The 23,790-nt window shown below is 58.5% G+C and carries 18 protein-coding genes; 7 read left to right on the top strand and 11 right to left on the bottom strand.

Translation table 11 applies throughout. The features are described from left to right. Positions 1 to 86: 86 nt before the first annotated feature. Positions 87 to 917 (bottom strand): alpha/beta fold hydrolase, encoded by an 831-nt coding sequence (locus IAI51_RS11920; protein ID WP_187678667.1) that lies wholly within the window; start codon positions 915 to 917, stop codon positions 87 to 89. Between the two features lie 273 nt (positions 918 to 1,190). Between IAI51_RS11920 and IAI51_RS11915 the strand changes: the two genes are divergently transcribed. The 4 genes from IAI51_RS11915 (at position 1,191) to IAI51_RS11900 (ending at position 5,436) form a co-directional block, all read left to right on the top strand. Further along, the gene (locus IAI51_RS11915) at positions 1,191 to 1,646 is read left to right on the top strand and encodes a (2Fe-2S)-binding protein (RefSeq protein ID WP_003224136.1); all 456 of its coding nucleotides are present in this window, start codon (positions 1,191 to 1,193) and stop codon (positions 1,644 to 1,646) included. Positions 1,647 to 1,666: 20 nt separating this feature from the next. After that, positions 1,667 to 3,829 carry a xanthine dehydrogenase family protein molybdopterin-binding subunit gene (locus tag IAI51_RS11910; protein ID WP_187678666.1) on the top strand — a complete coding sequence of 721 codons (2,163 nt, stop codon included), beginning with the start codon at positions 1,667 to 1,669 and terminating at the stop codon, positions 3,827 to 3,829. Between the two features lies 1 nt (position 3,830). After that, on the top strand, positions 3,831 to 4,409 hold the full coding sequence (locus tag IAI51_RS11905; protein WP_187678665.1) for a hypothetical protein: 579 nt from the start codon (positions 3,831 to 3,833) through the stop codon (positions 4,407 to 4,409). 61 nt (positions 4,410 to 4,470) lie between these two features. Continuing rightward, complete coding sequence (locus IAI51_RS11900) at positions 4,471 to 5,436, top strand: sensor domain-containing diguanylate cyclase (RefSeq protein WP_187678664.1); 966 nt, start codon at positions 4,471 to 4,473, stop codon at positions 5,434 to 5,436. A 21-nt stretch (positions 5,437 to 5,457) separates the two neighbouring features. Here the strand turns inward: IAI51_RS11900 and IAI51_RS11895 are convergent, their stop codons facing one another. Both IAI51_RS11895 and IAI51_RS11890 read right to left on the bottom strand, forming a co-directional pair. Beyond that, positions 5,458 to 8,844 carry a hypothetical protein gene (locus tag IAI51_RS11895; RefSeq protein WP_187678663.1) on the bottom strand — a complete coding sequence of 1,129 codons (3,387 nt, stop codon included), beginning with the start codon at positions 8,842 to 8,844 and terminating at the stop codon, positions 5,458 to 5,460. Between the two features lie 179 nt (positions 8,845 to 9,023). Further along, the gene (locus tag IAI51_RS11890) at positions 9,024 to 9,962 is read right to left on the bottom strand and encodes a hypothetical protein (protein ID WP_187678662.1); all 939 of its coding nucleotides are present in this window, start codon (positions 9,960 to 9,962) and stop codon (positions 9,024 to 9,026) included. A 453-nt stretch (positions 9,963 to 10,415) separates the two neighbouring features. On the opposite strand from IAI51_RS11890, the gene IAI51_RS11885 reads away from it, so the two are divergent. Beyond that, a complete protein-coding gene (locus IAI51_RS11885; RefSeq protein ID WP_187678661.1) occupies positions 10,416 to 11,564 on the top strand; it encodes a hypothetical protein in 1,149 nt (382 codons plus the stop codon). A gap of 108 nt (positions 11,565 to 11,672) precedes the next feature. Here the strand turns inward: IAI51_RS11885 and fabI are convergent, their stop codons facing one another. The 8 genes from fabI to gloB form a co-directional block, all read right to left on the bottom strand. Then, entirely contained in the window at positions 11,673 to 12,467 is a 795-nt protein-coding gene (gene fabI / locus IAI51_RS11880; RefSeq protein WP_095059904.1) for an enoyl-ACP reductase FabI, read from the bottom strand. Positions 12,468 to 12,486: 19 nt separating this feature from the next. Then, positions 12,487 to 14,097, bottom strand: a complete 1,611-nt coding sequence (locus tag IAI51_RS11875) for an ABC transporter ATP-binding protein (RefSeq protein WP_187678660.1) — start codon at positions 14,095 to 14,097, stop codon at positions 12,487 to 12,489. A 1-nt stretch (position 14,098) separates the two neighbouring features. Further along, complete coding sequence (locus tag IAI51_RS11870; protein WP_187678659.1) at positions 14,099 to 15,118, bottom strand: ABC transporter permease; 1,020 nt, start codon at positions 15,116 to 15,118, stop codon at positions 14,099 to 14,101. 1 nt (position 15,119) lies between these two features. Next, entirely contained in the window at positions 15,120 to 16,193 is a 1,074-nt protein-coding gene (locus tag IAI51_RS11865; RefSeq protein WP_095190979.1) for a microcin C ABC transporter permease YejB, read from the bottom strand. Positions 16,194 to 16,197: 4 nt separating this feature from the next. Next, entirely contained in the window at positions 16,198 to 18,039 is a 1,842-nt protein-coding gene (locus tag IAI51_RS11860; RefSeq protein WP_187678658.1) for an extracellular solute-binding protein, read from the bottom strand. Beyond that, positions 18,036 to 19,868 carry an extracellular solute-binding protein gene (locus IAI51_RS11855; RefSeq protein ID WP_187678657.1) on the bottom strand — a complete coding sequence of 611 codons (1,833 nt, stop codon included), beginning with the start codon at positions 19,866 to 19,868 and terminating at the stop codon, positions 18,036 to 18,038. The genes IAI51_RS11860 and IAI51_RS11855 overlap by 4 nt, the downstream gene beginning before the upstream one ends. A gap of 203 nt (positions 19,869 to 20,071) precedes the next feature. Continuing rightward, complete coding sequence (locus IAI51_RS11850; protein ID WP_187678656.1) at positions 20,072 to 21,535, bottom strand: transglycosylase SLT domain-containing protein; 1,464 nt, start codon at positions 21,533 to 21,535, stop codon at positions 20,072 to 20,074. A 99-nt stretch (positions 21,536 to 21,634) separates the two neighbouring features. Continuing rightward, complete coding sequence (gene gloB / locus IAI51_RS11845) at positions 21,635 to 22,402, bottom strand: hydroxyacylglutathione hydrolase (protein WP_187678655.1); 768 nt, start codon at positions 22,400 to 22,402, stop codon at positions 21,635 to 21,637. Between the two features lie 66 nt (positions 22,403 to 22,468). Between gloB and IAI51_RS11840 the strand changes: the two genes are divergently transcribed. Both IAI51_RS11840 and rnhA read left to right on the top strand, forming a co-directional pair. Further along, positions 22,469 to 23,227, top strand: coding sequence for a class I SAM-dependent methyltransferase (locus tag IAI51_RS11840; RefSeq protein ID WP_187678654.1), 759 nt, complete (start codon positions 22,469 to 22,471; stop codon positions 23,225 to 23,227). A gap of 92 nt (positions 23,228 to 23,319) precedes the next feature. Further along, positions 23,320 to 23,781, top strand: a complete 462-nt coding sequence (gene rnhA, locus IAI51_RS11835) for a ribonuclease HI (protein ID WP_187678653.1) — start codon at positions 23,320 to 23,322, stop codon at positions 23,779 to 23,781. Positions 23,782 to 23,790 lie beyond the last annotated feature (9 nt).

Genomic DNA, 23,790 nt, shown 5'->3' with positions numbered 1-23,790 from the left:
GGGGTCATTCAGCTCGAGTGCAACTGACAGATTGCTTTCGCGAGCAGGCTCGCTCCCACAGGGGAAGTGGATGGCTGCTGTTCAACTCAGCCGCGAATAAAGGCTAAAAGATCCGCGTTAATCGTCTCCGCCTCAGTCGTCGGCATCCCGTGCGGAAACCCCGGATACGACTTCAACGTGCCATTTGGCAGCAGTTTCGCCGACAAAGGCCCCGAGTCCGCGTAAGGCACAATCTGATCATCCTCGCCATGCATCACCAGCACCGGGACGGTCACTTTCTTCAGGTCTTCGGTGAAATCCGTCTGCGAGAACGCCACGATGCCGTCGTAATGCGCCTTGGCGCCGCCGATCATGCCCTGACGCCACCAGTTGGCGATGATGCCTTCCGACGGCGTGGCCCCCGGCCGGTTGTAGCCATAAAAAGGCCCACTCGGAATATCGCGATAAAACTGCGCCCGATTCGCCGCCAGTTGCGCCTGCAAATCATCGAACACTGATTTCGGCAAACCACCCGGATTGCTCTCGGTCTGCACCATCAATGGCGGCACGGCGCTGATGAGCACCCCTTTGGCGACGTTGTCCTGACCATGGCGGGCGATGTAATGGATGACTTCGCCGCCGCCAGTGGAGTGGCCGACATGCACGACGTTTTTCACGCCCAGGTGGTTGACCACGGCCAGGGCATCATCGGCGTAGTGATCCATATCGTGGCCATCCCAGACCTGACTGGAGCGCCCATGGCCCCGGCGATCATGGGCAATCACCCGAAAGCCTTGCCCCAGAAAGAACAGCATCTGCGCGTCCCAGTCATCCGAACTCAGTGGCCAGCCGTGGTGGAAGTGGATCACCGGGGCGTCTTTTGGCCCCCAGTCTTTATAGAAAATCTCGACGCCATCTTTGGTGGTGACAAATCCCATATTCGCTACTCCTGACCAATGTGGAGGGCAACCCGCGACGGTTCGCGGACCGGTTTCGCTCACGACGACTGTTGTGCGTCAGCTCATTGCGAGCCGCTATCAACTGTAGGATCAAACTCGACTTTAAGAGCGCCAATGCATGACCGGTGGTCGCCGCATCTGGCCTAAAACGCAAATTACGCTTAGCTGAAAGGGATAAGCCGAGGCACGCGCAGGCATTCATTGCCGCAGCAACGCCCCTTCAGAACACCGTGAGTCTGAGGAAATTTCCCGATGCTGACCCTGAATATCAATGGCAAGGATCAGGAGCTCGATGTCCCCGCGGACATGCCGTTGCTCTGGGTCCTGCGCGATGTCGCGCACCTGACCGGTACCAAATTCGGCTGCGGCATGGCCCAGTGCGGCGCCTGTACCGTGCATGTCGATGGTGCGCCGTTGCGCGCCTGTATCACCCCGGCCACCGCCGTCGCCCATGGGCAGAAAATTCTCACCATCGAAGGCTTGTCCACGGACGGTTCGCACCCGGTGCAGCAAGCCTGGGCCGAACTTGATGTGGTGCAGTGCGGTTACTGCCAGTCCGGGCAGATCATGTCCGCCGCTGCTTTATTGGCGAAGATTCCCAAACCCACCGACAGCGATATCGATCAGGCGCTCTCCGGCAATATCTGCCGCTGCGGCACCTACCCAAGAATTCGTGCCGCGGTCAAACGTGCGTCCGAGATCGGTTGAACCTGACGGGGAGATAGACCATGAACAGTCCCGTATCGCGTCGGGGTTTTCTCAAGGGCAGCGCCATGTTGGGCGGCGGTCTGGTGGTGGCGTTTGTCGTGCCTGGTGCCCATCGTTTTGCTTTGGCAGCAGAGAATGAAGGCAAGGTCTTCGCGCCGAACGCTTTCCTGCGTATCGCCGCTGATAACAGCGTCACCGTGCTGCTTGGCCATTCGGAAATGGGGCAGGGCATCTGGACTGGCCTGACCATGCTGATCGCCGAAGAGCTGGATGCCGATTGGTCGAAAATCCGCGTTGAACACTCGCCGGCCTCGGCAGCGGATTACGGCATGCCCGGTTTTGGCGGCATGCAGATTACGGGCGGCTCGACGTCAACCTGGATGGAGTTCGACCGCTATCGACTGGCTGGCGCTACGGCGCGGCAAATGCTGGTTGAAGCGGCGGCCAAACGTTTTGATGTGGCGCCTTCGACGATTCGCACCGAGTCGGGTGTGGTGATCGCCGGCGATAAACGCACGACTTATGGCGAATTGGCCGACGCCGCCGGGCAACTGCCAGTGCCGGACCCGAAATCCATCACGTTCAAAGAGGCCAAGGATTGGAAAGTCATTGGCAAACCTACCAAACGCCTCGACACCCCGGAGAAAATCACCGGTCGCGCCAAGTTCGGCATGGACGTGCAATTTGAAGGCTTGATGACCGCCATGGTCGCCCGCGCGCCAGCGTTTGGGGCCACGGTCAAATCCTTCGAAGGCGCCGAGGCGCTGGCGGTGCCGGGCGTGCATAAAGTGCTGCAAGTGCCGACCGGTGTGGCAGTGGTTGCTGACCATTACTGGGCGGCGAAACTGGGTCGCGATGCGCTGAAGGTTGATTGGGATCTGGGGCCGCACGCGGATCTGAGCAGTGAAAAACTGCTCGAGAGCTTTCGCAAACTGGCCGCGACACCGGGCACTTCGGCCAGTCAGGCCGGGGATGCCAAGGGTAATTTCAGCAAAGCGGCGAAGAAAGTCGACGTCGAATACAGCGTGCCTTATCTCGCCCATGCGCCGATGGAGCCCTTGAATTGCACGGTAAAAATCAGCGCCGAGAAGTGTGAGATCTGGACGGGTACGCAGTTTCAGACGCTGGATCAGATGGTCGCCGGGAAAATCACCGGGCTGAAACCCGAGCAAGTGGAAATCCACACAGAATTCCTCGGCGGCGGTTTTGGCCGGCGGGCCAATCCGACCTCGGACTTTGTTGCCGAAGCGGTGGAGGTGGCGAAAGCGGCAGGCATGCCGGTGAAAACCGTGTGGTCGCGGGAGGACGACATTCGCGGCGGTTACTACCGTTCGATGTTTTTGCATCAGGCGCGTGTCGGCCTTGGCGCCGATGGGCTGCCGCTGGCTTGGCAGCATGTGCTGGTCGGCCAGTCGATCATGACCGGCACGTTGATGGAAGCGACCATGGTCAAAAATGGCATCGATCCGACCTCGGTCGAGGGCGTCGCCGACAGCCCTTACGTCAAAGACCTGGCCCATCATCAGGTCGAACTGCACTCGCCGCAGACCGGCATCAATGTGTTGTGGATGCGTTCGGTGGGGCATACCCATACCGCGTTTGTCATGGAATCGCTGATCGATGAACTGGCCACCGCGGCGGGCAAGGACCCGCTGGAATATCGACGCACGCTGCTCAAGGCGCATCCGCGGCATCTCGGCGTGCTTAATCTGGCGGTGGAGAAGGCCAACTGGAAAGCGCCGTTGCCCGACGGCCATGCCTTGGGCGTGGCGGTGCACGAGTCGTTCGGCAGTTATGTGGCGCAGGTGGCCGAGGTCTCGCAGGACAATCTGGCCATTCGTGTGCATCGGGTGGTGTGTGCGGTGGATTGTGGGATCGCGGTCAACCCGCAGAGCATCGCCGCGCAGATGGAGTCGTGCATCACCTTTGGTCTGGGCATGGCGCTGCACAACAAGCTCACGCTGAAGAACGGCGGGGTGGTGCAGTCCAACTATCACGATTATCAGGTGCTGCGGCTCAACGAGATGCCGGTGGTCGAGGTGCATATCGTGCCCAGCAGCGAGAAACCCGGCGGTATCGGCGAAGCCGGTGTGCCGCCGACCGCTCCGGCGGTGGCCAACGCGCTGTTTGCCTTGACCGGGCAACGCCTGCGCGAGCTGCCGCTGCAACTGTCGGGGGTGTGAGATGAAACGACATCTGCTGTTGGGAACGGTGGTTTTGCTTGGGTTGGGCGGCTACGCCTCAGACTTGTTCGCCGACGATCAGGAAGCCTTGAAGGCGTTCGGCACGATTCAGAAAGTGTTCCAGAGCCCGCGTTGCCAGAACTGCCACATTCCCGGGGACTCACCGCTGCAGTTCGATGCCGGCACGCCACACGCGATGAACGTGGTGCGCGGCATGGACGGCAAAGGCGCCGCCGGCTTGCCCTGCGCCACCTGTCATGCCGAAAGCAATCCGCCGGCCAGTTACGGCCTCCACGCACCCCCGGGCGCGCCGCACTGGAGCCTGCCACCGGCCGCGCACAAAATGGCCTGGATCGGCCTGCCGCTGGACAAGTTGTGCGCAATGATCAAGGACCGTTCCAGCAACGGTGACCGCGATTTTGCCGCGCTGATCAAACACGTCAGCGAGGACAAACTGGTGCTCTGGGGCTGGAATCCCGGAACAGGGCGAGCGCCGGTTCCGGTACCGCACGATATATTCGTGAACCAGTTCAAGCTCTGGGCCGATGCTGGCGGGCCATGTCCGGTGGCCGGGAGTTGACGGTGTGATCGGGCGGCGAATCAGGCTACTCTAAGGGCCACTGACCTCGATGGAGTGTGTGATGCTGGTTCCCGGAAAACCCGCCAATGAAGCCGCGCGAATTCAAGTGCTGCACGGCCTCGACCTTCTCGATTCGGCTCCCGAAGAGCGTTTCGACCGACTCACGCGACTGGCCAAGCGTCTGTTCAATGTGCCCATCGCCTTGGTGACGCTGGTGGACAAGGATCGTCAGTGGTTCAAGTCCTGTGTCGGGCTGAATGTCACTGAAACCTCGCGGGACGTGTCTTTCTGCGGCCACGCCATTCTCAAGAATGACTTGTTACTGGTGCCTGATGCCTGCCAGGACGAGCGCTTCCACGACAATCCGCTGGTCACCGGTGAGCCGCACATTCGCTTCTATGCCGGCTATCCACTGACCGTGCCTACGGGCAATAAAATGGGCACGTTGTGCCTGATCGACACCAAACCCCGCGAACTCGACGATGAAGAACGCGCGCTGTTGCGTGATCTGGCAGAGATGGCCGAGCAAGAGCTGACGGCCGTGCAAATGGCGAGCATGGACGAGCTGACGCTGCTCTCCAATCGTCGCGGTTTCAAGCAATTGGCCCAGCATGCACTGGACGCCTGCGCGCGGCTGAACCGGCCGGCCACTTTGCTGTTTTTCGACCTCAATGACTTCAAGCAGATCAACGATCTCTATGGCCATGCCGAGGGCGATGGTGCATTGAAGACCTTCGCTGATGTGCTGCGCATTGCCTTTCGCGAAAGTGATGTAGTCGGGCGTTTGGGCGGTGATGAGTTTGTGGCGCTGCTGACCGGTTCCAGCCATATCGAAACCACGGCGATCATGGCCCGGCTCAAGGAAATCCTCGAAGAACGCAACGCTACGTTGCACCGTGGTTATGCCATTCGTTTCAGCGTCGGCCAGATCGAATATGACCCGCAGCGGCATGACACGGTGGATCGACTGCTGGCAGATGCAGATGGGGCGATGTATGCCCATAAACAGGCCTTGAAGCGCATCTGATCGGGGCTTTGCGGTTCAAAGTCAAATGGTCGATGCCTGGATGGATTGAAAAAACGCCATCCAGGCCTGATGAATACCTTCAGCTTCTTGGAGCTCGATCGCACGGTTGGCCCGTTCCATCGCCGACGCCTGTTGAACGGCGAACAGGCGTTCTACTGCTGTGCTGGCAATCGTCTGGATTCTTGATGACGTGAATGTTGCGGGAATCTGTTGATAGGCGCCAACTGCCAACTGTTCTTGCTCGATTTCGATTCTCTTGATCTGGCCACGACAGGTGCCTGGGCTTCTTGCCGTTGCGCCTTGCAGGTACGTCTCTGCGTCGAATGGCAGGCTTGTGCTGGTCGTTTTCGCGGATGCCGAAACCAGCGTGGAATAGTTGATGTCCTGACGTAGATGAACGGCTCGCTCTCGAATGAATATCTCGTAAATTCGTGGCAGCTCACTTTGGCAGGAGACGATCATGGCAAACAATCCAGCCGCCGGATTCTGCTTATCTGCGGCAGACTGGCCCGGGGGGTGTGCTGTTACCGGATGCAGGGCGAAGAATTCCAGCGGGCCGGTCTCCAGATCGAGTCGTTGCTGAAGCGGTAATTCACAGAACGATTCCTTGATCAGGGCCACGTAGGCGTCCTTCATTCGTTCCAGTCGGCTTTTGAGCTGCACCAGAAACCCGCTGGCAACCGACGTGAGCTGGTCAAACGACGGTGCCAGCAGCGATAGCTGTACTTGCGGGAGTGTCGAGCTCCAATTGCTCCATTCGGTGGTCAGCTTCTGCGCCATGTGCAACTCGACCAGCGAATACTTTTCGGTCGGCGCCGCGTCAGGCGCTGTCGGTGTGGCTGACTCTTTCCTGCATTTGGGCAGCAATATCAGGCACCGTTCTTCCAGGTGCAACGCGTCAGGAAACACCTTGCGCAGATCTTGCAGGGCAACGGTGTACGGTGTTGCGAAGGGCGCGCGAAAGGCCAGCTCGGTATGGGTGAACATCCTCTGTCCATGCAGGACAAACGCATTGTCGGCTGCCTTGAGTGTGGCGGCATCATAGAGCGCATCCGTCTGGGCCGAGTCGCGTTGAATTACGCCTCTGGCAATGGCCCAATCGGCTACCAGGGAGCCGGGTGCTTTCTTCGAGCGGAACTCCTGCAGATGGGGAATCATGGGCAGGGCGGACAGTGTCATGATTTCGTTGTAAGTCATCAAACGGGTCATGCCGGGGGCGTGGTTTTCGATGAAGAGCACCACTTGTTTGAGCTTCACCCATGAGTGCGCGGTCATGTAGGCGAGTGAGGCGGGGATGCCGCGGACCAGAAATTCCGGAGCGATACCTGAGAGCAGTAAATGTGTCGCCAGGGTTTTCTGCTTGATGCGATGCAGCGCGAATTGCCCATCGATAAAGCGTCGGACATCTTTGTACGACTCACCCCAAAAAAAGCTGTCATTGAGCGGCTGATCGATCACCTTGCCTGGCTGCTGGCCTGCCAGAGGATCGAGACTGAGGATCAAGGCAGTCAGTAACAGATACTCACGATTGGTGGCTATGTCTTCCTTTCTCTTCCATTTTTCAGGATGAAGCTTTTCCAGCAAACGATTGCCCAATTGATGCGCACGTGGCGAAATCAGTATCTGGCTGAGCAGCGAATCGGCTTTGGCTTGCAGCACTGTGGCGCTCAGATCAGGTACCACGCCTTCGCTCAGATAATCGATCAATGCAACGCAAGTGTGCGCCAGGAATGCTGCGCTGGCGTCGATGATCAACTTGCGTCGCTCGGCGGTGAGGCCCGGCGAGCCGCTACCGGGGGAGCCGAGCATGTACCAGTGATTCGTAAAGCCTGGGGGGAGCAACTGGTAGGGTTTCATCCACTGCGCGATGATCCCGGCGACGCGAGCGTTTGCAGGCAGCGGGATTTCGTAGAAACCCATCATTTGCTTGAGTGTCACCAGTCCGCTGGTACGCAAGGCGCCGCCGGCCTTGTCGGCCAGCAGCCGAAGTTCATCGCGTTTGGTTTTGAGCGTGCTGTTTTGTTCTACCTGCGTCGTCAGGTCCTCCCAGTTCTTTTTCTTTCCTGGTGTGCCGACATGACCCGAACGGGTCAGAAGCAGCGGGCTGTCGGCGGGCAGTTGGTTAGCCTTCAAGAGCCGCTGAAATTCGCTGCTATCTCTGAAACTCAGCAATCGTTCTTTGCCCGTCACTATCTTTTCGCCCAATGCGGATTCCGGGTCTGGCGCACTGAGATGGTCGAGGTCGATTTCGGCACCTGCCTCCTTGTTCCAGGCCAGTACTTCAAGGAGCAAATGGATATTACGAAAGTCCTCAACATTCGCAAAAGCACGCTTGTAACGTTTGATGGGCGTGCGCGTCTGGATGTGTTCACTGACGTAGGGCAGGGGTGGCCATTTGTGCTGTCGCAGCCGAGTGATCAAGTCGCGGGCGGCGTCGAGGGTGGCGGGTATCTCAAACCCGTAACACTCAAGAAGCTGATCGAGGTTGAAAAACTCATCGCTGGCGATGACGCAGCCGAGTTTTTCTGCTGCGTTCATCAGCTCAGCCAACGAGTCGTCTGGCAGACCGTCATCGAACAGACTTTGTGGATGTTCAATGATCGAACCATCGTTGCGAGTGAACGAAAACATCCGGTCCTTCAATGAGTAACGGCAGGTCACGAAGGGCGTGGCATCTTCGGCCAAGGTCAGGAACGCCTCATTGTGAACCACTGCCGTCATGGCCGTCGTCCCACGGTGCATGAGGGTGGTCAGCCAGGATCCGTGACGCAGACGTACGCGTGCAAGGTCCAACTGCAAGGGCTGGGTCTGTCTGAGGGTATCGATCGACTGTTCGAGCGCGGTAGCCAGAACCTGGTAGTCGGCCGTCTGCGCGTTGCGCTCGGCAACCACTGCCGACGTCGTGTGCGCGTCGCTTGCGATCGGCGCGAATCCGCTGGCTTTTAACTCATCGATGATCACCTGAGCCTGCATACGGTTTTCCGGCTCGGGATAACCGTAAAACGCCAGCACGAGCGCCCGGGGAATCAGGCAAAGCGGGTTGGCGGATTTGCCGCCGACGGAGGGTAGACCCAGTCCTGCGGGGTCGATTTTGCGGGCGATGGACAAGGGCGGAAACGCGACTTTCCACCACAGGGAGTCATCTTGCTGGGTGAACGTGCGCGTGGTGAGGACGCCGTCCTTGAGGGTCGAGGCGTGCAGCGTGTCGCCTTTGAGGCTGAGGGTGTCCAGGTCGATGTCGAACGTGCTGGCCCAATCGAGAAAGCTCGAGCGATCAAGGCTGACCCAGTAGAGCTCCATCCATTCACGCAGCAGGCTGTTGCGAGGGATATCGAGGGTTCGCGCGAGTGCGACCTCCGGGGTTGCGGTCGGGAGGGCCGAGAGCTCTTCGATCACGATCTGAACCATGGCAGGTTCGTGCTTTTCGTCAGGTGCAAGGGCTGGCTGAGGGGGCATGGGTGTTCTCCAGTAAGCAGCAAAAAGACTTGCTGGAGTGGATTGTCGAGCGGCAAGGAAAGCGGCTGGCGGTACATATGTATGCGTTGAGTAATTACTCGGAAATTGTCACGACACGGAAACGCTTAGCTCTATTCCGCTTTTGAGCCAGTGTTTGGGCTCACGCTGACGGAGGGAGTAAGAAAGTCTATGTGAAAGCCAGAGGAGCCGTCACCAATAGCTAAATGCACACCGCTGATGCCTTCATTCATTTGAGAGTTGATTTTGTAGTCAATGCTCGACGCGATAGCCTCGTTCACGCCGATAGCAAACTCAGTCAGTTTAAGTCCTCGGGTGCCTGCCGCAAGATCAAGAAGCTTTATATGTTCCTCATTGTTTATTTTAAATGAGATTGCAGTGTTATTTTTTATTGATAGATATGCGCCTGCTTCTGGTATTCGATCGCTAAGCCATTTAAGGGAGGATTTAAGCTCGGCGGGTAATGTCGGATTTGGTTTTCTGAGTAGCGTCAAAATCCCTGCAATTCTGAATGTGCCTGTAACGGTGAACGGGCAAGGCGTCTGTGGATTCATGTGTGCATAATGCACTTCGAAAAACTCAGCAACTGACTGGACAAAGTTTCCAGAAACGTCTTCAGAAAGTAGTGCGTAAGGTTTTGCGTGGGGGTGAATTGAAACCGATGCGTCGGTTTCGTAACCAGATATTGAAAATACTTGATTAGAGTTCAGCATATTCAGTACAGATCGTTGCGTGCTGAGGGAGTGCTCGAAATCGCTGCTTAGCAAAAGTCTCAGGCTGTAAAGTGCCGCAGCCACGGTTGGCTCGAACACTTGCGTAGCGCAAAAAATGCTCTTTTTGGATTGGGTGTTTTTGGCAATCTCAAACATCGCTTTTGCAGCGTCGTTGCTAAAAGAAAAAACGATACTGTTGTTGGGTAGTTGCGTCAGCTCAGAAATGTTGGCCGTTCTAAATCCCTGTAGCGCACATTCGCTGAGGAAGGCATTTGAATCGGCGATAATTGAAAACTCCTCATCCCTGAAAAGTGTCGATATCATGGTTGAAGTTGACATTAGCTTCTCCTGAATCTGAAGTGCGCGGCAAAAGTTTTGCCGCGCGTTAATTTTTTAATCTTCAGAGTAAGCCCAGGCTAACGGTGCCCATCCGAAGTTTTCAGGTCCAGAAGTATTTCGATTAAGGTTTTCTTTAGTGATTGTTTCGACTTTCATTTGGTTGTCCTTGTTTGGTTTTTGTTTTGTGCTCCCAAGGTTGTCTGGGAGTGAGGGGATTAACACATAGGTTGCCCGTTTTGTTAAATAGCTATTTTGATCATTTTAAGAATGGTTTTGTCTGTGTAGTTTTGCGCAGTGCGCGATTCGGTTATTTGTGTGAGGTGGGGCTGTAGTACTGTTCTGAAAATTGTATTTGGCTTGTTTTTGTTGTTGTAGGTAGTGAGTCTTCTGTAGTTAGGTCTATTTATGGTCTTTTGTGTTTGGCTTTATATAAAACGTAAAGGAGATTGCACAGTGCGCGCATCCAGGAAATACCTGACAGATACAGCTGTCCATCAGGCATTGCTGTTGGCTGATTTGACCGAAAAAAATAATCCCGACCACGCGGTACGGCTTTTACTCAATGAGGTCCTTCAAGGACTGGCCGAAGAGGGCTGGCCTCAAGCGCAGTTGCAAGGCGGGGCGAGGATTGTCTCGGCTGAAGAAAATTACGGATTGCTCGGTTACGACTCCCAAGAGATCACGCTGGGTAGTGAACACACACGATGGGTCGATGAGCATTCATTGTTGCGGACTCAGACCACCAGTCAGATTCCTGCGGCGCTTCAACAGGCCGCTCAGGATCGACAACCTGGGCAGACGATCTTGTTGGCTGCGCCGGGAATCACTTTCAGGCGTGATAGCCGGGATTGCTGGCATTGTGCGGAACCCCATCAAATGGATATCTGGGTGCTGGGTGACCCGGAACTGGCATCGCACGAAAATTTGTTGCATTTGGTTGGCGATATTCTCAAAGCCGCTGTTCCTGAAAAATCCTGGGTCTACAGCGATAGCCCTCATCACTACACCGAGGGTGGAATCGAAGTGAATGTGTTGAACGAAGGAGCGCCGGTCGAGGTGCTGGAGTGCGGTCTCATAGCGAAATCTCTACTGGAGCGCTTGAAGATTAACCCGCAGCAGCACGGAGGCCTGGCACTTGGGATGGGATTGGATCGCCTCACAATGTTACGCAAAGGCATCCCTGACATTCGTCTGTTGCGTGACCAGAATGAGCGCGTGCAAGCGCAAATGCATGATCTGAATCCATGGACGGCGGTCTCTCGTCTGCCTTCGATTGCTCGGGATATTTCATTGGCGGTAACGCCGGGTTTGAGTGAAGAGGTACTGACCGAGCGGATGTTGCAGGCGGCAGGGGATTGTTCTGACTGGATTGAGGAGATGCAGGTCAAGGGTCGTTGGCACTACTCGAGTTTGCCCGCGCAAGCCATTGAACGGCTTGGCCTGCTACCGGGTCAGGAAAATGTGCTTTTACATGTGGTATTGCGTGATTGTTCGCGATCAATCACCACCACCGAAGCAAATGCCTTGTACGCAGACATTCAAGCGGCGATGCATGAGGGAGCACCGGGGGCAGGGTACAGAATGGATCTTTCCAAGGCTTGAAACTGATCGACTAAAGTGGCTTTGGCTATTCTTGCGCTGTGATCTTTTGTTCTTGAATCAATAAAAAACCCGCCTGAATCGGCGGGTTTTTTATCGGCTAACCGAAGATCATTCTTCGATGTTGCCCATGGCGGTGGTGTTGAAGCCGCCGTCCACGTACATGATTTCACCGCTGATGCCCGACGCCAGGTCGGAGCACAGGAAGGCGCCGGCGTTGCCGACTTCGTCGATGGTGACGTTGCGGCGCAGTGGGGTTTGCGCTTCGTTGGCGGCCAGCATCTTGCGGAAGTTCTTGATGCCCGAGGCTGCCAGAGTACGGATCGGGCCAGCCGATACGCAGTTGACGCGGGTGCCGTCCGGGCCCAGGGAGCCGGCCAGGTAACGCACGCCGGCTTCCAGCGAAGCCTTGGCCATGCCCATGACGTTGTAGTTCGGCATGGTGCGCTCGGCGCCCAGGTACGACAGGGTCAGCAGGCTGCCGTTGCGGCCTTTCATCATTTCGCGGCCAGCTTTGGCCAGGGCCACGAAGCTGTAGGCGCTGATGTCGTGAGCGATGCGGAAACCGTCACGGGTGGTGGCTTCGGTGAAGTCGCCGTCCAGCTGGTCGCCCGGGGCGAAGCCGACGGAGTGGACGATGCAGTCCAGGCCGTCCCACTTCTTGCTCAACTCTTCAAAGACCTTGGCGATTTCTTCATCGCTGGCCACGTCGCACGGGAAGCACAGCTCAGGGCTCGAACCCCAGCCTTGTGCAAACTCTTCGACACGACCTTTGAGTTTGTCGTTCTGATAAGTGAAGGCAAGCTCAGCGCCCTCGCGATGCATGGCGGCAGCGATGCCGGATGCGATGGACAGCTTGCTGGCGACACCGACGATCAGTACGCGCTTACCGGCGAGAAAACCCATGTGTTGCTCCTCTTTCAGGTTATTGCGCAGTGGCTGGTGCCAAAAAAGCGGCTTCCAGCAACTGCTGTGTATACGGATGTTGGGGGGCGGCAAAGATACTTTGCGCGTCTCCCTGTTCGACCACTTGGCCATGCTTGACCACCATCAACTGGTGGCTCAGCGCTTTAACAACAGCCAGGTCATGGCTGATAAACAAATACGTCAGGTTGTACTTGGCTTGCAGTGAACGCAACAGCTCCACCACTTGCCGCTGCACCGTCCGGTCGAGCGCCGAAGTCGGCTCGTCCAGCAGGATCAGCGCCGGTTTGAGCACCAAAGCCCGGGCAATGGCAATTCGTTGCCGTTGCCCACCGGAAAATTCGTGGGGGTAGCGGTGCCGGGTTTCCGGATCCAGACCTACCTCCTTCAATGCCGCAATAATCGCCGCTTCCTGCTCGGCGGCGGTGCCCATCTTGTGAATCCGCAGGCCTTCGCCAACGATGTCGCTCACGCACATCCGCGGGCTCAGGCTGCCAAACGGGTCCTGAAACACCACCTGCATCTCCCGACGCAACGGGCGCACCTCGTTCTGCGTCAGGCAGTCTAGCTGCTTGCCTTCAAAGCGGATGGCGCCTTTGCTGCCGATCAGCCGCAAAATCGCCAGACCCAGCGTGGATTTGCCGGAACCGCTTTCCCCCACAATCCCCAGGGTTTGACCCTGAGGCAGGCTGAAATTGATGCCGTCCACTGCCTTGACGTGATCCACCGTGCGCTTGAGCAGGCCTTTCTTGATCGGGAACCAGACTTTCAGATCCTCGACCTCAAGCAGCGGCGCCCCGATTTTATTGGTCGCCGGGCCTCCGCTGGGCTCCGCGCCGAGCAATTCCCGAGTGTACGGATGCTGCGGCGAACGGAACAGCTCTTCGCACGATGCCTGTTCGACGATGCAACCGCGCTGCATGACACATACGCGATGCGCAATTCTTCGTACCAGGTTCAAATCGTGACTGATCAGTAGCAGTGACATGCCCAATCGAGCCTGAAGTTCCTTGAGTAAATCGAGGATTTTCAGCTGAACGGTCACGTCCAGCGCAGTGGTCGGTTCGTCGGCGATCAGCAGTTCCGGCTCATTGGCCAGGGCCATGGCGATCATCACGCGCTGGCGCTGGCCGCCGGACAGTTCATGGGGCAGGGCCTTGAGGCGCTTGTGCGGTTCAGGGATGCCGACCATTTCCAGCAGTTCCAGCGTGCGTTTGGTCGCGACTTTGCCGGTCAGGCCCTTGTGGATGCCCAACACCTCGTTGATCTGCTTCTCGATCGAGTGCAGCGGGTTGAGCGAGGTCATCGGCTCCTGAAAGATCATCGCGATACGGTTGCCACGGATGTGGCGGATGGTCTTTTCGCTCAGGCCCAGCAGGTTTTGCCCGGAGTAGTTGATGCTGCCGGCCGGATGCCGCGCCAAAGGGTAGGGCAGCAGGCGCAGGATCGAGTGCGCCGTCACCGATTTGCCCGAGCCGGATTCACCGACCAAGGCCAGGGTCTCGCCGCGCTTGATATCGAAGCTGACGCCCTCGACCACCCGGTGTATGCGCTCGCCAAAGCCGAATTCGACGGCAAGGTCGCGCACTTCGATCAGATTGTCCTGATTCATTTCACTTCCTCGGGTCGAAGGCATCGCGAGCGGACTCGCCGATAAACACCAGCAAGCTCAACATCAGCGCGAGCACAGCGAACGCGCTCATGCCCAGCCACGGCGCTTGCAGGTTGGATTTGCCCTGCGCGACCAGTTCACCCAGCGACGGACTGCCGGCCGGCAAGCCGAAACCGAGGAAGTCCAAAGCGGTGAGGGTGCCGATGGCGCCGGTGAGGATGAACGGCATGAAGGTCATGGTCGAGACCATGGCGTTGGGCAGGATGTGGCGGAACATGATTGCGCCATTCTGCATGCCCAGCGCCCGTGCAGCTCGCACATATTCAAGGTTGCGGCCACGCAGGAACTCGGCGCGCACCACGTCGACCAGGCTCATCCACGAGAACAGCAGCATGATCCCCAGCAGCCACCAGAAATTCGGCTGGACGAAACTGGCGAGGATGATCAGCAGGTACAGCACCGGCAAACCCGACCAGATCTCCAGAAACCGCTGACCGGCCAGATCGACCCAGCCGCCGTAGAAACCCTGCAAGGCCCCGGCAATCACGCCGATGATCGAACTTAACACGGTCAGCGTCAGGGCAAACAGCACCGAAATGCGGAAACCGTAAATCACCCGTGCCAGCACATCGCGGCCCTGATCGTCAGTGCCCAGCAAGTTGTCCGCCGAGGGCGGGGCAGGGGCCGGGACTTTCAGGTCGTAATTGATGCTTTGATAGCTGTAGGGGATCGGCGCCCACAACACCCACGCATCCTTGGCCTTGAGCAGTTCGCGGATGTACGGGCTCTTGTAGTTGGCTTCCAGCGGGAATTCGCCGCCGAAGGTGGTTTCCGGGTAGCGCTTGACCGCCGGGAAGTACCAGCTGTTGTCGTAGTGCACCACCAGCGGCTTGTCGTTGGCGATCAGCTCGGCGCCCAGGCTCAGGCCGAACAGGATCAGAAACAGCCACAGCGACCACCAGCCACGCTTGTTGGCCTTGAACAGTTCGAAGCGGCGGCGGTTGAGAGGGGACAGGTTCATCTCAATGCTCCCGGCTTTCGAAGTCGATGCGTGGATCGACCAGGGTGTAGGTGAGGTCGCCGATCAGTTTCACCACCAGCCCGAGCAGGGTGAAGATGAACAGGGTGCCGAACACCACCGGATAATCGCGGTTGATCGCCGCTTCGAAACTCATCAGGCCCAGGCCGTCGAGGGAGAAGATCACCTCCACCAGCAACGAGCCGGTGAAGAAGATGCCAATGAACGCCGAGGGGAATCCGGCAATCACCAGCAACATGGCGTTGCGGAACACGTGACCATAGAGCACGCGATGGCGGGTCAGGCCCTTGGCCTTGGCGGTGACCACGTACTGTTTGTTGATCTCGTCGAGGAAGCTGTTTTTGGTCAGCAGGGTCATGGTCGCGAAGTTGCCGATCACCAGTGCGGTCACTGGCAGTGCCAAGTGCCAGAAGTAATCGAGGATCTTGCCGCCGAGGCTTAACTCATCAAAGTTGTTCGAGGTCAGGCCCCTTAGCGGGAACCAGTCCAGATAACTGCCGCCGGCAAACACCACGATCAGCAGAATCGCAAAGAGAAACGCCGGGATCGCATAGCCGACAATGATTGCCGAACTGGTCCAGACGTCGAAATGGCTGCCGTGTCGTGTGGCCTTGGCGATCCCCAGCGGGATCGACACCAGGTACATGATCAGCGTGCTCCACAAGCCCAGCGAGATCGACACCGGCATCTTTTCCTTGATCAGGTCGATGACCTTGGCGTCGCGGAAAAAACTGTCGCCGAAGTCCAGCGAGGCGTAGTTCTTGACCATGATCCACAGACGTTCCGGGGCCGATTTATCGAACCCGTACATGTGCTCGATTTCCTTGATCAGCGCCGGGTCCAGCCCCTGCGCGCCGCGATAAGAGGAACCGGCCACCGAGACTTCGGCACCGCCGCCCGCGATGCGACTGGTGGCGCCTTCAAAGCCTTCCAGCTTGGCAATCATCTGCTCTACCGGGCCACCGGGCGCAGCCTGGATGATCACGAAGTTGATCAGCAGAATGCCGAACAGGGTCGGGATGATCAGCAGCAGTCGCCGAAATATATACGCCAGCATCTGATTACTCCGTGCCCGCAGGGTCGGCTTGCAGTTTGGTTTCGACTTCTATTGCCGGTTTGGCATCGGGCTTGACCCACCAGGTGCTCGTACCGATGTCGTACTTGGGCGAAACTTTCGGATGGCCGATGTGGTTCCAGTACGCCACGCGCCAGGTCTTGATGTGCCAGTTGGGGATCACGTAATAGCCCCACTGCAACACGCGATCCAGCGCTCGGGCGTGGGCCACCAGGCTTTTGCGCGAATCGGCGTTGATCAGGTTCTCGACCAGTTGATCGACGATCGGATCCTTCAGACCCATGGTGTTGCGACTGCTCGGTTTGTCGGCGGCGGCGCTCATCCAGTATTCGCGCTGTTCGTTACCCGGCGAATTGGACTGCGCAAAGCTGCCGACCATCATGTCGAAATCCCGCGAACGCACGCGGTTGATGTACTGCGAGACGTCGACGCGGCGGATCACCAGTTCGATACCAAGGTCGCTGAGGTTGCGCTTGAGCGGCAACAGCACGCGTTCAAAGTCGGTCTGCGCCAGCAGGAACTCAATGACCACCGGTTTGCCGGTGGCGTCGACCATTTTGTCGTCGACGATCTTCCAGCCAGCCTCTTGCAGCAGTTGGTAGGCCTCACGTTGTTGGGTACGGATCATGCCGCTGGCGTCGGTCTTCGGGTTCTCGAAGGCTTCGCTGAATACCTGCGCTGGCAGTTTGCTGCGGAACGGGTCGAGGATCGCCACCTGGTCAGCGTCGGGCAATCCGGTGGCGGCCATTTCCGAGTTCTCGAAATAGCTGCGCGTGCGTGTATACGCGCCGTTGAACAACTGCTTGTTGGTCCATTCGAAATCGAACAGCAGGCCCAGCGCCTGACGTACTCGGACATCCTGGAACACCGGGCGGCGCAGGTTGAAGACAAAACCCTGCATGCCAGTCGGGTTGCTGTTGGGGATCAATTCCTTGATCAGACGACCTTCAGTCACCGCCGGGACGTTGTAGGCGTTGGCCCAGTTCTTGGCGGTCATTTCCAGCCAGTAGTCGAACTGTCCGGCTTTCAGCGCTTCCAGCGCGACAGTGTTGTCACGGTAGTAATCGGTGGTCATCGTGTCGAAGTTGTAGAACCCGCGATTGACCGGCAGATCCTTGCCCCAGTAGTCCTTGACCCGCTCGTAGCGCACCGAGCGGCCAGCCTTCACTTCGGTGACTTTGTACGGGCCGCTGCCCAGCGGAATTTCCAGATTGCCCTTGCTGAAGTCACGATCGGCCCCCCAGTGTTTTGGCAATACTGGCAGTTGACCCAGGATCAGCGGCAGTTCGCGGTTGTTGGTGTGCTTGAACTTGAACAGTACCTTGAGCGGGTCTTCAGCGACAACTTCGGCGACGTCGTTGTAGTAGCCGCGAAACAGCGGTGAGCCTTCCTTGGTCAGGGTCTGGAAGCTGAACACCACATCGTCGGCGCGCACCGGGTGACCATCGTTGAAGCGTGCTTCGGGTCGCAGGTAAAACCGTACCCAGCTGTTGTCCGGGGCCTTTTCGATCTTGCCGGCGATCAAGCCGTATTCGGTAAAGGGCTCGTCGAGACTGTGCTTGGTCAGGGTGTCGTAGATCTGTCCGATGTCATCGGCCGGTACGCCTTTGCTGATGAACGGGTTGAGGCTGTCGAACCCGCCGAACCCGGCCTGGCGAAAGATCCCGCCCTTGGGCGCGTCGGGGTTCACGTAATCGAAATGCTTGAAATCGGCCGGGTATTTCGGCGGCTCGTTGTACAGGGTCACGGCGTGTTGCGGGGCGGCCAAGGCCAGCCCGGCGAACAGCATGCCGCTGGCCTGCAGGAGCAGGGCGCGGATAGGCTTCATTGATCTTTCTCCGAAGACTTCAGCCACCATGCACTCAGGCCCAGGGTGTAGGGCGGCGTGGTGACGAAGGCCAACCGGTTGCGGTAGGCCAGACGGTGATAATTGATGTACCAGTTGGGAATGATGTAGTGCTGCCAGAGCAGCACGCGGTCGAGGGCCTTGCCGGCGGCGACCTGCTCATCGCGGGTTTGCGCGGCGAGCAATTGTTCAAGCAGGTGATCGACCACCGGGTTGGCGATGCCAGCGTAATTCTTGCTGCCCTTGACCCCGACCTGACTGGAATGGAAGTACTGCCACTGCTCAAGGCCCGGGCTGAGTGTCTGGTTGAGCGTCATCAGGATCATGTCGAAATCGAACTGGTCCAGACGTTGTTTGTACTGTGCGCGGTCTACCGTGCGCAGGCGGGCGTCGATGCCGATACTCTTGAGGTTCTCGATATACGGCTGAAGGATGCGTTCCAGATTCGGGTTGACCAGCAGCAGTTCGAAACTCAGTGGCTGGCCAGCGGCGTTGCGCAGGCGCTGACCGTTGAGCTTCCAGCCAGCCTCTGCCAGCAGCGCCAGGGCATTGCGCATGGTTTCCCGCGGGATGCCGCGCCCGTCGGTCTGCGCCAACGTGAACGGTTCGGTGAACAGTTTGGCCGGCAATTGATCCTTGTACGGCTTGAGCATCAGCCATTCATGTCCGACCGGTACGCCGCTGGCACTGAATTCGCTGTTGGGGTAGTAACTGGTGGTGCGTTTGTAGGCGTCGCTGAACAGCGCGCGATTGGTCCACTCGAAATCGAACATCAGGCCCAGGGCTTCGCGGGTTTTGACGTCGGCGAAGGTTGCGCGCCGGGTGTTCATGAACAGGCCCTGACTCTGGGTCGGAATCTGATGCGGGATCTGCGCCTTGATCACTTCGCCGCGGCGCACGGCGGGGAAGTTGTAGCCGTTGGCCCAATTCTTGGCTTGATGCTCGATGTAGATGTCGAACTCACCGGCCTTGAACGCTTCGAACGCCACGTCGCTGTCGCGGTAGAACTCGACCTCCATGCGATCGAAGTTGTACTTGCCGCGATTGACCGGCAAGTCCTTGCCCCAGTAGTCCTTGACCCGTTCGAAGATCAATTGGCGACCCGGCGTCACCGAGGTGATGCGATACGGCCCACTGCCCAGCGGCGGCTCGAAGGTCGTGGCCTTGAAGTCGCGATCCTTCCAATAGTGCTGCGCCAGCACCGGCAGTTCACCGAGGCGCAGGATCAACAGGGGATTGCCAGAGCGCTTGAGCACGAAGCGGATGCGCTGTTTGTTGAGAATGTCGACCCGCAGCACTTCCTGTAGCGCCGTGCGGTATAGCGGGTGGCCTTCCTTGAGCAGCAGGCGATAGGAGAACGCCACGTCGTAGGCGGTGATCGGCGTGCCATCGTGAAAGTGTGCTTCAGGGCGCAGATTGAACACCACCCAGCTGCGATCCTCGCTGTACTCAACCGATTGCGCGATCAAGCCGTAACTGGAGGCCGGTTCATCGCCGGACGGCGAGTACTGGCCGGTGCCGACCATTAGCGGCTCGTTCAGCTCGTTAATGCCGTACTGAAGAAAATTCCCGGTGGATACAGGGCTGCTGCCCTTGAACGTGTACGGATTGACCGTATCGAAGGTGCCAAACGCCATCACCCGCAACGTACCGCCCTTGGGCGCTTGCGGGTTGACCCAGTCGAAATGGGTAAATCTGGCCGGGTACTTGAGCGTGCCGAACTGCGCATAACCGTGACTTTCGGTAATCGTCGCGTTTGCGGGTGAGCTCAAGGCCAGGCTGATCAGGAGCAGGAGGAGGGGACGCTTCAAGTCAGATCCGATCCAGGCGGCTTGGGCTTTGTGGGCCGTACAGTAACAGCTTGTATGGACAGGAAAAAGATAGGCGGTTAATGCAGTGTTAATGCAAAAAAAAATCGTCCGATCGCGGCCCGCGCCTTCGGCAGCTCCTACAGGGATCAATGCAGGTGCTGCCGAAGGCTCGGGCCGCGATCGGACGATCTTTTGATTTCTACTCAGTGCGGCTGATAAACCGTGAGCATCTGCCCAGGCTTCAACGCTTTTCCGGCACCCGGATTCCAGCGTTTGAGATGTTGCACCTCAACGTTGAAGCGCTTGGCGACCACATACAACGTGTCGCCGCGCTTGACCTTGTACTGGGTCTGCTGCGCGCTGTCGCCTTTGTCTTTGGTCTTGCTGTTGGCCGCGATCACGGTGTTGACCCGGCCACTGTTGCGCGATGGGGTGCGCTTGGTGGTGTCCTGCATCACCAGGGTCTGGCCGACCTTGAGGTTTTTGCCGGTCAGTTTGTTCCAGCGTTGCAGGTCCTTCACTTCGACCTTGTTGGCCTTGGCGATAGAGCCGAGGTTGTCGCCACGCTTGACGCGGTAAGCGCGCTTTAGCTGCGCCACTTCCGAAGGATCGGCGCCTTCAAACACCGGTTTCAGTGAGCGCGGGCTGATCAGTTCGTCAGGCCGCATGGTCTGCAGGCTGGCGGTCAGCAGTTGCGCCTTGGACGTCGGCACCAGCAAATGCTGAGGGCCGTCGATGGTGGTGCGCTGCTTGAAGGCCGGGTTGAGCTGGAACAGTTCGTCTTCATCGATGTTGGCAACGGCAGCGACTTTGGACAGGTCCATGCGCTGGTTGATTTCGACGACCTGGAAGTACGGCTCGTTGGCGATCGGGTTGAGGTTCACGCCGTAGGCTTCCGGCGCCAGCACCACTTGCGACAGGGCCAGCAGTTTCGGCACGTACGCCTGGGTTTCCGCCGGCAGCGGCAGGTTCCAGTAGTCGGTCGGCAAACCGAGCTTCTCGTTGCGCTCGATGGCGCGGCTGACCGTGCCTTCACCGGCGTTGTAAGCCGCCAGCGCCAGCAACCAGTCGCCGTTGAACATGTCGTGCAGACGGGTCAGGTAATCCATCGCCGCGGTGGTCGAGGCGGTGATGTCGCGACGGCCGTCGTAGAAGCGGGTCTGACGCAAGTTGAAGTAACGTCCCGTGGAAGGGATGAATTGCCAGAGACCCACCGCGTTGGCCCGGGAATAGGCCATCGGGTTGTAGGCGCTTTCAATCACCGGCAGCAGGGCGAGTTCCAGCGGCATGTTGCGTTCTTCGAGGCGTTCGACGATGTAATGAATGTAGAGGCTGCCGCGCTCGCCGGCATTCTCGAGAAAAGAGGGATTACTGGCGAACCACAGGCGCTGCTGCTCGATTCGCGGGTTCACGCCCAGACCTTCCTGCAGCTGGAAACCCTGGCGCATGCGTTCCCAGATGTCCTGGGGAACCTGTGGGCTGGGCTTCTCGGTCAGCCATATCGGCTTCTGCTTGGCTCGCGCAGCGATGTTCGGCGTATGCGTCGCTTCAGTCTGCGGAGCATGGCTGGAACAGCCCGCCAGCGTGGCGGACACAGCCACCGCGATGGCTTGCGCCAAGCGGGTCAATGCGTCTGAATTGACGGACTTACGTATGGATGACGACATTGGCTGGAAGTAAGTTCCGGGCAAAAATGTCGGGCGATTCTAGAAAGCGCACCCCCTGCGGTCAACCATTCAGAATTTTTGGACCCGGCGTCGAGGCACTTAGAACGTATCTTTCCATGCCCGCAGAGCCGCAAAAACCTCACTCGGCGCCCGGTTTTGAGCGCCTGCCCGTTCGTCCACTTTTTGTGTAACTAATGTTTCAGTGGTGCGCAAAAACGGATTTGTAAGCTTTTCCAGGGCCAGGGTCGAGGGCAGGGTCATGACACCGTTTTGCCGTTGCTGGGTGACTTTTTCCAGACGGGCGGCAATGTCCGGGTTGCCCGGCTCGACCGCTGCGGCAAACTTCAGATTGCTCAGGGTGTATTCATGGGTGCAGTAGACCAGCGTATCTTCTGGCAAGGCGGCGAGGCGGCCGAGCGAATGATGCATCTGCTCCGGGGTGCCTTCGAACAACCGGCCGCACCCGGCGGCAAACAGCGTGTCGCCGCAGAACAGCAGGCCGTGGTGGTAATAGGCAATGTGTCCCAAGGTGTGACCGGGCACGGCATAGACATCGAAGTCCCAGCCGAGCACGCTGACCTTGTCGTTGTCCTTGAGGGCAATATCGCGCGCCGGGATGTTTTCGCTGGCCGGACCATAAACGGTCGCGCCGCTGGCCTGCTTCAGGCGCTCGACGCCGCCAACGTGGTCATGATGATGGTGGGTGATCAGGATGTCACTCAGCACCCAGCCTGGATGCGCCGCTAGCCAAGCCTGTACGGGCGCGGCATCGCCCGGGTCGACCACGGCGCAGCGCTGGGTACGGTGATCCTGTAACAACCAGATGTAGTTGTCGGTGAACGCGGGCAGGGCACTGATCTGTATCATCGTCGGAATTCGCCAAGCGGAAAACATTGGCGCATCTTAGTAGTTCCTGGCGCGTTGGAGAATGACATGACCGATAAAGCGTTCGCTCAGGCTGATCCGGACTGGCTGGCGTTGATCAGCGCCGCCCGTGAATGGCTGTCGGGCCCGCTCGGGCAATTTCTGTTGGATGAAGAGCGGCGCATGCTCGAAGACGAGTTGGGCCGCTTCTTTGGCGGCTATCTCGTGCATTACGGCCCATCGGCCGACACCCCGCCGTCGGCACCGCAAGTGCAGCGCAACGTGCGGCTCGGTGCACCGCTGCCGGGTGTCGAGATCGTCTGCGAAGAGCAGGCGTGGCCATTGAGCGAACACGCCGCCGATGTGGTGGTCATGCAGCATGGTCTGGATTTCTGCCTGTCGCCCCATGGCCTGTTGCGCGAAGCCGCGAGCAGCGTGCGCCCCGGCGGGCACCTGCTGATCATCGGAATCAACCCATGGAGCACCTGGGGCCTGCGTCATGTATTCGCCCATGATGCGTTGCGCCAGGCCCGTTGCATCTCGCCGTCGCGGGTCGCCGACTGGCTCAATCTGCTGGGTTTTGCGCTGGAGAAACGCCGCTTCGGGTGCTATCGTCCGCCGCTTGCGTCGCCCAAGTGGCAGGCCCGACTGGCAGGCTGGGAACGCAAGGCCGGTGACTGGCAACTGTCGGGCGGTGGCTTCTATTTATTGGTGGCGCGCAAGATTGTGGTCGGGCTGCGGCCCCTGCGTCAGGAGCGTCGCGAGCCGATGGGCAAGCTGATTCCGCTGCCGATGGCCAAGGTCAACCGCCGCCGCATCGAACCGTAAACCTTCTTTTTTACAGTGGCCGGACCTGCTCCGGCCGCGGTCATCGTCAATCCGCGATTGGCGAGGCATGTATTTTTTCTGGATAGATTGGCATGAGCGAAAGCGTCGATAACGTAGAACTGTTCACCGATGGCGCCTGCAAGGGCAACCCTGGCCCGGGTGGCTGGGGTGCTTTGCTGGTGTGCAAGGGCGTTGAGAAGGAGTTGTGGGGCGGCGAAGCCAACACAACCAACAACCGCATGGAACTGCTCGGCGCCATTCGCGGCCTTGAAGCTTTGAAGCGACCATGTGAAGTGCTGCTGGTGACCGACTCGCAGTACGTCATGAAGGGCATCAACGAGTGGATGGCCAACTGGAAGAAGCGCGGCTGGAAAACCGCTGCCAAGGAACCGGTGAAGAACGCTGATCTGTGGAAAGAGCTGGATGAGCAGGTCAACCGCCACAAGGTCACGTGGAAGTGGGTGCGCGGACACATTGGCCATCACGGCAACGAGCGGGCTGACCAGTTGGCTAACCGTGGCGTTGATGAAGTGCGCGGGTACAAGCAGAGCTGATTGCCGGGA

The organism is Pseudomonas sp. N40(2020) (assembly GCF_014472415.1).
GTDB lineage: Bacteria > Pseudomonadota > Gammaproteobacteria > Pseudomonadales > Pseudomonadaceae > Aquipseudomonas.
The sequence above is the reverse complement of the archived record's forward strand: the minus strand, read 5'-3'. Positions and strand labels throughout refer to the sequence as shown.